Raw genomic sequence first — 12191 nt, 5'->3', positions numbered from 1 at the left:
CAAGCTTGTTCAGGAGCATGTCCGAGTGTAGTCAACGGATAGCGGCAGCCAAATCGCGGGACTGGCTTGGTTTTTCTAGGAGACGTTAAAAAGGAGGCCTCCGGATCCTATCCGAAGTCCTCCTTCATTCTACTTATGCGGGTCATTCCCCTACGGGTTCAAGACTCTCTACTATTTCGCTAAGGCTCAGCTCGGCGCACGCCATGGACGTGTCAGCCACTCCGTAATACATCCGGACGACGTCCCCATGAACCGTCGCGCCGCAGGAGAACACCACATCGCCAAAGAATCCATTGGTTTCATAATCCGCTTCGGGCTCCATCACCGGCTTGCCGGAACGGGCGATAACTTTGGACGGATCATTCAGGTCCAGCAGGACGGCTCCCATGCAGTACCGGTGATCCCGGGTCGCTCCGTGGTACAGTTCAAGCCAGCCCTGTTCGGTTTTGATCGGAACGGTTCCGCCGCCGATACGGCCGCTGTCCCACATGCCTTGACGCAGGCCGATCAGATGTTTGTGGTTGCCCCAATACAATAAATTGTCCGATTCGGCGATCCAGATTTCGGGGCGGCCTACGCTTTTGGTTGTCGGACGGTGCAGTGCGTAATACTTTCCGTTGATTTGCTCAGGGAAAATGATCACGTCCTTATTGTCCGGTCCAAAGATAAGGCCATGATGGGTCCAGGTCCGAAAATCCTTCGTTGATACCATCGCTTCCCCGATGCCTACCGGCGATACGGCCGAGAAATAAATGTAATAGGTGTCGCCGATTTGCGTAATTCGCGGGTCTTCGATGCCGAAAATCTCCAGCGAGTTGGAAGGGTAAATGAAAGGCTTATCCTCAATGGTGAAATGATGTCCGTCCTTGCTGCGAGCAATCCGCAAATAAGACAAGGACGTGAGGTATTCAAACGCCGGAGCGTTGTTTTTTTTCACGATGACCCGGGGGTCGGAAAAATCATAGCTTTCATCATCCAGACGGATTTCTATGAGATCCAGATCCTGCTTTGCCGGATTGTAAACCGGTGCCAGCACAATGCCCGGGTCACGGCTGACCGGGCGCTCCGCAACGCGGAGCAGCAGGATCGTTTCGCCGTTATATTCGGCCACCCCGGCGTTAAACGTACCGATCACTTCAAAGCCATCACGATGAGGATGGACGTCAGCCGGCGTAATCAGCGGATTCTGTTCATAACGGTATATATTCATGGCATCTAGCTCCTTGTAGTCACTTTAGTTCATGAAATAAAGTCCGGGGTTTCATTCCGGCGTTATTCGAATTTGGCAAAAGGATCATCAATCACGATACGCTGCGCGTCGGCGTCGCCGACACCAGCGTAAAGCACGGCTGATCCGTCCTCCTTGCGGATAAGCCCGCCGCTAAACACAACGTCCTGCAGATCCGGGCGCTTGGACGGTCCAGGCAGAAAACGGTCGCGTACCGCGATGAGCTCCATATCCGTAAAGGTCAAGTCGCTCGGGCTGAACACAAATGCCATCGGATAATAATGACGGTCACCGCTTGGATCGTAGCAAGCCGCATGCCCAAGCACGCCTACCCGTCCGTCCTTGAGAAGATGGGCTTCATTCGCTCCTCCCCATTCGTCGTCGGTAAATTGTCCTTCCAGCAGCGGAGCATCGTTAATGACCTGAAGGGTCAGCTTTTCCAGGGATGGAACCTTGGCAAACCCGATTTTACCGCGGCCACCTTTCTTGCCCTGCGGTCTTGTAAAAATGCCGATGCTGCCGTCCTTCAGCTCTACCAGGCGGAGATCCTTCATGCCGTCCGGTCCTTTGAAAAATTCCTTCAGCCCGTTAACGGAGCTCCCTTGGTAAAATACGGTGCGCCACATCAGCGCATTTTCTTTCCCGGGATGCGGATAAATCTGCACGCCGCCGACGATCAGCTTTCCGCCGATCCGGGTATGAAACGGATCCTGCAGATCGAATACCGGCGCGCCGGCTCGCGGCAGCCATTTTCCGTCCCGCTCCACAAAAAACATCACCTGGGAATGCTCGCTGTCCCGCGGCTCAACGCGTCCGAGAAGCACCAATTCCCCTTCATCCTCAAAAGGAGCTGCAATATTGTAGACATCCTTGTTTCCTATCCCGTCAAACACTAGCCTTTCTGCCTGTTCAGCTCTCGCCTGCTTGCTGTTATAGGAGGCCAGCAGGGCAGAGCAGGTCAATGCTTCTCTTTGTATACTCATGGTTTCTTCCTCCAAATCCAGTGTCCAATAACTTCTTCTATCTGCTTACTTCAAACTGAACTGCATGCCCTCCTGAAACTTCTTGCCGAAAATGATAAACATCATGATAATCGGCAGCGTCAGCAGCGCGGATGCCGCATAAAGCGGACCCGGATACGAGCCGTAAGGGCCGAACATTTGCGAAATGAGCACGTTCAGCGTGAGCATCCGGTCGCTTTTGACAACGATCATATCCCACAGCAGCTCCGTCCACCGTTCCATCAGCAGGAACAGGAAAATGACGGTGGTGATCGACTTGGACATCGGCAGCATGATCTTATACATAATCTTAAGGTCCGAGGCCCCGTCCAGGCGGGCGGCTTCGATAAAGACCGTCGGTACGGCTTTAAAGAAATTAGTATACATAAAAATCGCCCATAAACTGACGGCTTTAGGCAGAATCAACCCCAAATAACTGTCATATAGTCCTACTCTCTGAATGATCAGGAACGTCGGAATTAAAAGAATAATCGCCGGGAAAAACATATGGAACAAAACGAAGTTGTTGATCGCGTTCCGTCCAAAGAAATTCAGCTTGGACAGCGCGTAAGCGACCATCACGCCGAAGATCATCATCAGTACCGTGGAAGCAAGCGAAACCATGACGCTGTTCAGAAAAGCATGCAGCCAAGGACGGGGAATCCCCGTTTCCCCGCCGGTAAACAGCCATTCATACGATTTCAGGCTGTATTTCGTCGGGAGCAGCTGCTTATCGATGTGCGCCCAGTCGGCAAAAGAGTTCAGCACCATATACAGGTACGGGTAAACCATCACGAGGAGCAGGATCATGGCGAGCGCATACCGGACCGTCCGTCTGATGCCGCGATTTCGATTAGACCCAACCATTTCTCTTCCCCCATATCTCCAGTAATTTGCGAATGATAAAGATCGAAATAAAGGTGGCGACCGAAGCGAGCAAGGCTACTGCCGACGCATAACCGGCCTGCAGGTTCGTAAATGCCTGTTTGAAGATTTCCATCTGCCAGGTGTTGGTCGCATTGTTGGGGCCGCCGCCCGTCAACTGATACACCTCGGTGAAAATACCGAACGTGACGCCAAATGCCAGAATCAGCGTTGTATAGAGCGACGGATACAGCAGCGGCAGCGTAATGCGCCAGAAACGCTGACGGTCGGTAACGCCGTCGATGGCAGCTGCCTCGTACACTTCCTTATCGATGCTTTCCAGGCCCGAGGTCAGGATCAGCGCATAATACCCGGTGAATTTCCAGGCCAGAATCAGGCCGACAATACATAGCGCAGATAATGGCGTGCCCAGCCAGTCGATATCGAGCCCCATTTTTCGCAAAAATACGTTCATCGGGCTGGTGTAAGAAAGAAGTCCCTTGGCAATAAGCGATGAAACAACGCCCGAGGACAGGTAGGGCAGAAAAAAACCGATCAAGAACAGGCTTTTAAAGCGCGGCAGACCGTGCACCAGCACAGCGACGGCCGTCGCCAGCACCGTTACAATCGGTACGAAAATAATCATAAACTTATAAGTCACCCAGAAGGCCGAATGTACGCTTGGCGATTTTAGGGCATTCGCAAAGTTCTCGATCCCGATCAAATTAAAAGTCGGAGCGATCAGATTCCAATCCGTGACGGACAGGAAAAACGACCAGATCAGCGGTCCGAAAAAGAAAATAAGCGAATAGATAAGGTAGGGGCTGGTAAATAACCAGCCCATTTTATTGTTTCTATGGTCCATCATCGGTCATCCTCCCTTATTGAAGGGCGCCTTCAATCGCTTTCTGCATGTTAGCCCAACCTTCAGCCGGAGAAATTTGCCCTTTGACGACTTTGTTAAAAGCTTCGGTTCCGATGATGGTTTGCAAATCGTTGTATTTTGCGTTATCCATCGGCGGAATGGCATTGGGAACATTCTCCGCATAAGGCTTCAGCTCCGGCTGCTTATCCAAAATAGCTTTGAAGGAATCGTTGGTTGTCAAATCGTCTCGCGCTGGCGGCAGGTTGGTCTGCTCAAACCACTTCGCGTCGTTTGCCGCATCGGAATATACCCATTTCATGAAGTCAATCGCGGCTGCCTGCTGTTCTTTCGTAGCGGAGGCATAAATGACCAGCCCTTTGGTATCCGCAAAGGTTTTGCTGTCTTTAGGATCCATCCCGTCCGGCACCGGAGGCATGGTCAATGCAAAGTTGTCGCCGTATTTCAGATCCGGATATTTCTCTTTCCAGGTTGTGAACGTCCAAGGACCCACGTCCGTAAAGACACCGACGCCATTTTCAAACGGATCCGTCACCTGGCGGGCCAGGAGTCCGTTCGCTTTCCGCAAATCGTCCATGAAAGTAAGGACTTCTTCGCCGGCTGTCCGATCGCCGGTAAACCGGCTGCCTTCAATAAACTTGTTGCCGCCGGAAGCCGCATCATACAGCATGTAGAAGTCAAACCAGCGTTTCCAGGCCGTAGGATCGGCCAAATCGGCTTTCGCCCACAGATATTTTTTATCGCCGTATTTGTCTTTCAGCTTCTTGGTCAGCTCCACGATTTCGCTGTAGGTTTGCGGCGGTTCGTTATAGCCAAGCTCTTTCAGAACATCCAGTCTCCAGCCGAACAGCATAGCGTTGGAATAGATCGGCAGCACGTATTGGTGTCCATCCGCGAATTTCCAAGGTTCGATGGTGCTGCTCATGTTGCGTGCCTTGATAATATCTTGGAATCCGTCCAGCGTATCGAGCGGAACCAGCGCTTTGCTGTCCGCCAGCTGCGCGCCGAAGCCCCGGTTAATGTTCTCGGACATGGTCGGAGCGCTCTTCGCTGCAATCGCGGATTGAATGCTCGCTTCGGATGTCGGCGACTCTTTGATGGCACTGACATTAATTTTGACGTTGGAGTGTTCCGATTCATAAGCTTTGGCCATTTCCTGCCAGTAGGCCTGCTGCGTTGGGTTAGGAGCGGCCCAGAATTCGATGGTTGTCACTCCACCCGAAGCCCCTCCATTTCCACTGCTTTCCGTCGAGCCTTGACCGGTGGAGCATGCGGACAACATCGTGGCGGCTACGGCGGCCAGCAGTAGTGCACCAAGTGATTTTCTCATCATTTGAACATGACCTCCAATAGAATGTAATTTCAAATTCAAACAAAAATCCGCAAAATAACATTACAAAACTTTATTTTCAGTCCATGTAAGCGCTTATGCACCTTATTATTACCTTGATTATGATACTTGTCAACTCATATTAATAATTACACTCTATTATAATACAACGAAAAGTAAGTTTACATTTCTATTTTGTAACGTTACAATCTTATCATATAACTAACGCTTGGATGAGGTCCGGTTTCAGAGCCTCGAATGCTTGACAGTCGTCTCCGGAACTGAAAAAATGAAATCGAATGCAAGACCGGTTTAATGCCCTTCCGGTTGTTGCTCGACGGAGGTTGAATTTATTTTGAAAAATAAAGTTACCATGCAGGACATCGCAGACCATCTACATATATCCAAAAATTCCGTCTCCCAGGCTCTAACAGGGAAGGACGGGGTCAGCGAAGCGACGCGCGCCCTGGTGAAGGAAACCGCTGAACGGCTGGGATACGTCTATAGGAAAAGCCGCCGCGGCCGGCAAAACGAAGCTGCCGCTTCCCCTGCTTCCACCGATCCTTCTGCGGTCCTTCAAGACGGCGGCACCATCGCCCTCATTGCTTCGGATTATGCTTTCTCCAGAAAATCGTTTTTTGGGGACATTTATTTAAGTGTAGATAAAGAATTGAAAAAGTACGGCTATGAACTTGTCATTCAATCCATCAGCCCGGAGGACGCAGAGGCGCTTCGCCTGCCCGCCTTTCTGGAGAACCGGTCGGTAGACGGCATTTTGATCCTGAGCCACATTACGACGCCCTATGTACAAGCCGTGTTGGATACCGGCATTCCTGCCGTCCTGATTGACCACCACCATCCCTCGCTGCAAGCCGACAGCATCCTTACGAACAACCGTTTCAGCGCGTATGAGGGGGTGCGCCATCTGATCGAATTAGGCCATAAGGACATCGGTTTCATGGGCGATATCGACTATTCTCCCAGCCATTACGAGCGGCTTGAAGGCATGCGTCTCGCCGCTTTCGAAGCCGGCATCCGGCTTCGCGAAGACTGGCTTATTCAAGACGCCATCGAAGACAGCAGCTATGTACACGGTGCAATTGCACAAATGCAGGAACGCCCGACCGCCTGGTTCTGCGTCAACGACGGCTTCGGCTTTATGATTACGTCCGCTTTGCAGCATCTGGGCGTGAAGGTTCCCCAAGAGGCTTCGGTGGTCAGCTTCGACAACGGGTATCTGTCGCAGGTTTGTACTCCCCCGACCACAACGCTGGATGTGAATCGCAGGTTATTTGCCACTTATGCCATTAAGCAGCTTTTCTCCCGCCTGCAGAATCCGGATCAGCCTTATACGGAAATTTTGCTGCCGACGCAGCTGCTGGTCCGGGAATCCACAGCACCGCCTCCAGGAAGAGAAGAGGAAGCTTAACTATGAAGCAGCATGTAAAAAACAGGGGGGCTATCGAGTAAACGAAGGCGGCTCCCAACACCTGACAAGATACACGTACTAACAAAAAGAAGAACAGCCCATCCATTCGGGCTGTTCTTCTTCCAGGTGCGTATATTTAGTTGCATCGCGTGCTATTCGATAAGGGGTGTTAACGTTCCCTTTTAACCTTTAACTTTCTCCACCCTCATCCATATGCTTCGTAAATTTCGTCCAGAAGCGCGCGTACTTCATCGGTAGACGTCGTGCTCATCAATTGATTTCTGAGTTCGCTTGCCCCTCGGAACCCTTTGACATAAATCTTGAAAAAGCGGTGAAGAGCTTTGAATGGACGGGCCTCTAATTTTTGGGAGTACTGATTATGGAGATCTGCGGTTGTGACTCCTCGCTTATTCGCAGTGGTTATTCCGCCAAAATACTGTCTGACACGCGTGCCGAATCGCTGGTACCATCGATGGTTAATCGTAAAATTCAACTATGAACTTGCGTTGAACTAATCGTGCGAATGAATCTTGCGAGAGCTGTCGCTGCCTCCGCACGGCTTACGTTGCCTTTCGGTTCGAAGTGTCCCCCCGGCTTGCCGGCCAGGATGCCTGAGGCCGCCATGGCGGCCGTGGCCTCCCTTGCCCACAAAGCGATGCTGCTGCCGTCGGCAAACACGGCTGTACCCTGTGCAGGCAGTCCGTAACCCTTATATTTCGCATAGTTGTAAAGTATAGTCGCCAACTGTTCGCGCGTGATGCCGTCATTCGGCCTGAATTGGCCTTGACCTGTTCCATTGAAGATGCCGTTCGTGGCCGCCCACGAAACGGCAGCCGTGTACCAGCGTCCCTCCGCCACATCGGAAAAGGCCGAGCGCGTAGAGGCGCTGCGATCAAGCCCCTCCAGGTTAGCCAATAGCTGCGCGAACATTGCCCTCGTCATGGTTGTTGCAGGGCTGAAGCGGTGATCTCCTGTTCCCTCGAGCAGGCCCCTTGCCGACATGAAGGTGATATCTCTTGACGCCCAATGAGCCGGCGAGATATCTTGGAAGGTCTTACCGTTATCGATCATGTCGTAGGTCCCCGTAGCCGTAATATCGAAGCTTGCGCTTTCATCTTCGCCGACAGCCAACGGGAAGATCTTGTCTTTGCCGTTGCCTCGTTTCACGGCGACATAGGCATACCGATCGCGGCCTTCCGCCACCTTGACAGGCAACGTGATGGTCATCGGATAGCCGGGTTGATCATAAACAACCGGCTGGCCGTCTTTCAGCACTTCGACAATGTAACTTCCCTTCCGAACGCGCAGACCAAGCGTCTCGCCGAATTTGTCTCTTATATGCTGTAAGGTGACGCTTGGAACGGTGACCGTACCGAATTCGCTCTTTATCGTCAACTTCGCCGTGCCCAGCGCCGCGATCGGAAGCTTCACCGTCAGATTCATAACTTCATTCGCCTCAATGATCAACTCATCGCCACCGCCAAGAGCGGCTGAGATTTGCGCCGCGTCACTCGTCAGCGTGAAGCTCCCGTCGGCATTTTGGGTAAGCGTACCTCGAGCCTGAGTGCCATTGAGGGTAACGCTCGCCTTGTCGTTCAACTGATCGAGGCTAGGCAAAGTTGGCCCCACTGAATAGGAAGGAGTCGATGCTGCATCAGAGACGTCAATACTAAGCATTGACGTGTCGCTGCCGGCACTATTCTCCGCTTGGACCGTGAACGTATAGGTCCCTTTCTTGGTTGGCCTGCCGCTAATAAGTCCATCTTCAGACAAACTCAATCCAATAGGCAGTGCGCCGTCAGTAACCTGCCATGTAATGGCCCCGTCACCGCTCGCCGCAAGAGTCTGACTGTAGGACTGACCCACTTCACCGCCAATCAGGGCGGTGGTCGTAATGGTTGGCGGTGTGCCAATTGGCCGCTTTGGCAGATCATTCAGCGCAATCTCCTCCGTGTTGTACATGAAGATGAATCTCTCGTTCGTCGAGACGTTCGGGATATCGGATATTTGCGACAGTGTTTTCATCCCAAGACGAAGCGTCAGCACCGCATTGCTCCCTGATCCAGCCGCGTGTTGATATACGATCCGGTTATCATATTTGGGTGAAACAAGGAAGAATGGCCCTACCCCGGTGGAACGCAGCAGAAACTTCTCGTTCTCGCCGATCGTCGTGGCATCGGCCCGGATGAGATTGTAACCCTCTACCGTTTCATCCTTAACCGAGAGGTAGTTGTTCGTCCTAACCAGTCGAATCGAATATGTGCCGTCATCGTTGGCAACCAGCTGATAGAAAGGTGCATCCTTCTTCATGACGTTTGTAACCAGTTCGCCGTTCTCATTCACATCATAGTAAGAGTTCAGCGTCTCGGCGACACGCTGACCGTCGACCATACTCCAATTCCGCTGGTACAAAGGCTCCCATCTCGTCCGCAGCTGAAAATACGGTCCGCTTGAACTTAACGGCTCGCCGTTATACTGTGTCAGCGTGCCGAAGTTCAAGTTGTCGAAATGCACCATGCCCTGCGGCCGCATCGCCTCTGCAGCCCTTTTCGTCCATGTTAAATCAAAGCCCCCGACCTTGTTGTACATCGCAAGCGCCTGCTCGAAGACGGGACGGAGCTCGCCTCTGTTCAGGCCGTTATTTTCACTGTCGAAACCGACGCCGTAATAGCCCCTGCTCGTATCGCCGAATACGTTCGGCATTGAGACGAACGGGACATCCTCGCCATACAGTTCCTTCGAGAACAGATTGTATTTCGCTGTATATTCGAAAGCCTTCGCTAATCTGTAATCGTAAAGCGAGTACAAGTCCTCGTCCTGATTGTAGGCGATTAGGCAGATTTCGGCCATGTACCCAAGGGCGAGCATGGCGTGAGCTTGGTCGCGGCCGGTCTCCATCGTCTGTCCCGCATCATTCACATAAGCAAAGATCGAACCGTTTACGTGAATGTCCTGGTACAAGGCTTTCGCGCGATCAAAGATTTCCGTATTGTCGCACAAAACGCCGATCGCCATCATGCTGACGATTGCCGCCGCATCCCAATTGCCGTTCGCGAGCATAGGCGCAGCTGCGTCCTGAATGACCGGATAGACTACGTTGATCATCATATTCTGCAGCGCCTTGAAGTCATCGTCGCTGTAGCCGCTATAGCCGCCGTCGTAATACCGGATGATCTCCGCCGCACTGGCATATTTGTAAGCGTTGATGCCAGCACCTAGAATTCGGTCTCTGCCGTCGATGACTTTCAACCCATTCGCCCATTGGGTAAGGATGTCGACCGCCTTCTCTGCATATTGCTCCTCACCCGTGATCACCCACTGCAAGGCATTGAAGTACGCCGCATTTCCCCCTTTCTCAAAATAACCGATGTTGGCCGAATCCGACGGTGCGCCGCCGCGTCCGACGTTCGAGAAAACGGTTGTCTCGTAATCGGGGCTCGCTACATCATAGGCAACGCTATCCAGGAGCCGCTTGTAATCGGAATACCACGGCTCTTCTTTCGCTCCAACATGGCGCTTCATGGCAGCCAAGTCATCTGCGGACAGCAGAATGCCCGGATGACTGAAGATTCGGACCTTCACATCGGCCTTCGCTTCATACCCGCCCCCATTATAAGCAACGGTATAGTCGTGTACGCCAACGCTCAAGTCCGATAACGTCACACGCAGCAAGCCATCGGCCAAGACGATGTCAGCACCACTCCCTTTTATGCTGTAATGGGCAGGGTTCGTATCGCCGTTCACGGGACGCCAGAACAATACGGCATCGCCCCCGGTTACTTCCTGACTTACCTCGAGTTGATCTCTGCCTGTCACCTCTTCGAAGTAAAATCGGTATTCCTGATCGAGCGCCGCCGTTCCGCTGCTCTGCATGGCGTCGTCCAGCATGGTGACATTGAACCGGTTGAAGCCTGCGTCGTCTCTCATCGTGGACAGGTGGGACTGGATTCGATAATAACCTGCATTCACAAAGTGATCGATATAGAAGCGTTCGTTCCAGTTCGGCATACTGGCCGACGCCTTGACCTCGAACGTTCTGTCGGTGCTGGTGCCGCTCGGGTCACCGCTTCGAATATTGAAGTAACGATGCGTATTTGTGAGGAATTCTTCCGCCGTATAGTAATTTTGGATCGTCAGGTATTTGCCAGTATCGAGTGATCGGATGGCATATGACGTGCGAGTAGCTCCGACCTCCGGTTCCTTATGATCCACGTTGGCAAAATAGTCTTGGACATACAGCGCAAACGTAGACGCTTCGGCGCCATCTGTCACAAACGACAGCTTTTCCGAGACGGAATCAACCTTCACGTACTTGCCGTCTTCATTTTTCATCCTGAAAATCATAGCCGCGGTCTTGCCGTTATTGAAATAATTTCCCATGTCCGGCGCCTCAATCTGGACAGGCAACTCTGCTGGCGCGAGATTATCCATCGTCGTTTGCAGCGACAGGAGCGCCTTATCCACTTCGGCTTGCGTGGCATTGCCTCCACTTACTCTCTTAGCCTCCTGAAGGGATTCTGCGAATACTGCCCAGCTAGTCGGTTCGTAATCGCTTTCAAATATCTGGTCGGCTTCGGTAATAAGCGCGTTAAGCGCCGTCTTATCGATCCCGTCGTCCACGATCGGTTGGCCCAGTGTAACGGACAAGGTTGGTCCGGGATATCCTGAAGCATTCCTCGAAGCGAACATCTCGCTGGCGGATACCGTGCTGTCATCTACACGGGTTGTCGTCAGATGAATGCTGATTGTTGTTCTTCCGTTATGGAGCGCGTTCCGAAAAATCGCCGACAAATCGACCGACAGATTCTCCTCCCCGGTTGACGTAACGTTCTGCGTGACGACCGGCGTTTCCGCGATATCATAAGGACGGTTATTATAGGTCAGATTGTTAACCGTCCACTCGTCACCGGCGTCTCGCAAGATCGACTCGCTTTCCGTGAAAACGAGTTCGTTAGGTGCATGCGACTTGCGAAAATTCAGTACCATATTCATTTCGTCAATTGCATAACGTTCCGTATCGATAGCGGATAAATCAAACTTGAGATAAACATGCCGGAGTTTACCGTAGATTAATTTATTCGCGTTCAAGCTGATGCCCAGGCTGTCTTCCTGCTTGTTGAAATTGGACACAAAGGCGTCTTGTACCGCCGGGTAGGAACTTGTCTCAGCCGCTGCCGCAATTTTCGCTCCCAAAATGGTGAATAGCGGCAAACATACGAGGGATACGCATAGCAATAGCGATAAAGCATGTTTCAACTGCTTTCTCATGACCGCTCTCCTTTCTCGTATAACCAACCTTCTTGAAGCCTTTTTCTTCTGAAGCACCCGAATCGTTCAACCTGCACATGCAAATGTAATCGCTGTCAATTCTGACCGTCCCCTCTTGTGCTTGTCAATGGTCAGAAAGATGCTTCCTCTGCCTTAACATTAACAACTCGTTCTCTCATTCGGAATGA

The 12191-nt window shown here is 52.0% G+C and carries 7 protein-coding genes and 1 pseudogene; 1 reads left to right on the top strand and 7 read right to left on the bottom strand.

Annotated features, from left to right (window positions below):
- Positions 1 to 142: 142 nt before the first annotated feature.
- From AC27KL_RS23510 to AC27KL_RS23490, 5 genes are all read right to left on the bottom strand, one after another.
- Entirely contained in the window at positions 143 to 1210 is a 1068-nt protein-coding gene (locus tag AC27KL_RS23510; protein WP_487171269.1) for a BtaManbiosPhlase, read from the bottom strand.
- Positions 1211 to 1272: 62 nt separating this feature from the next.
- Complete coding sequence (locus tag AC27KL_RS23505) at positions 1273 to 2211, bottom strand: MTP-1 family protein (RefSeq protein WP_487171268.1); 939 nt, start codon at positions 2209 to 2211, stop codon at positions 1273 to 1275.
- 45 nt (positions 2212 to 2256) lie between these two features.
- Positions 2257 to 3096 (bottom strand): carbohydrate ABC transporter permease, encoded by an 840-nt coding sequence (locus AC27KL_RS23500; RefSeq protein ID WP_487171267.1) that lies wholly within the window; start codon positions 3094 to 3096, stop codon positions 2257 to 2259.
- Complete coding sequence (locus AC27KL_RS23495; protein WP_487171295.1) at positions 3083 to 3958, bottom strand: carbohydrate ABC transporter permease; 876 nt, start codon at positions 3956 to 3958, stop codon at positions 3083 to 3085. Before AC27KL_RS23495 ends, AC27KL_RS23500 begins: the two co-directional genes overlap by 14 nt.
- Before the next feature lie 16 nt (positions 3959 to 3974).
- Positions 3975 to 5306, bottom strand: a complete 1332-nt coding sequence (locus AC27KL_RS23490) for an extracellular solute-binding protein (RefSeq protein ID WP_487171294.1) — start codon at positions 5304 to 5306, stop codon at positions 3975 to 3977.
- A gap of 355 nt (positions 5307 to 5661) precedes the next feature.
- On the opposite strand from AC27KL_RS23490, the gene AC27KL_RS23485 reads away from it, so the two are divergent.
- Positions 5662 to 6735 carry a LacI family DNA-binding transcriptional regulator gene (locus AC27KL_RS23485; RefSeq protein WP_339323481.1) on the top strand — a complete coding sequence of 358 codons (1074 nt, stop codon included), beginning with the start codon at positions 5662 to 5664 and terminating at the stop codon, positions 6733 to 6735.
- A 205-nt stretch (positions 6736 to 6940) separates the two neighbouring features.
- Here AC27KL_RS23485 and AC27KL_RS23480 read toward each other — a convergent pair.
- Together AC27KL_RS23480 and AC27KL_RS23475 are read right to left on the bottom strand one after the other, a co-directional pair.
- Positions 6941 to 7123, bottom strand: a pseudogene (locus AC27KL_RS23480) (tRNA-dihydrouridine synthase); the annotation flags it as partial.
- Between the two features lie 101 nt (positions 7124 to 7224).
- On the bottom strand, positions 7225 to 12003 hold the full coding sequence (locus AC27KL_RS23475) for an S-layer homology domain-containing protein (protein WP_487171266.1): 4779 nt from the start codon (positions 12001 to 12003) through the stop codon (positions 7225 to 7227).
- Positions 12004 to 12191: the final 188 nt, after the last annotated feature.

This window comes from Paenibacillus sp. YAE3 (genome assembly GCF_057546105.1).
The sequence above is the reverse complement of the archived record's forward strand: the minus strand, read 5'-3'. Positions and strand labels throughout refer to the sequence as shown.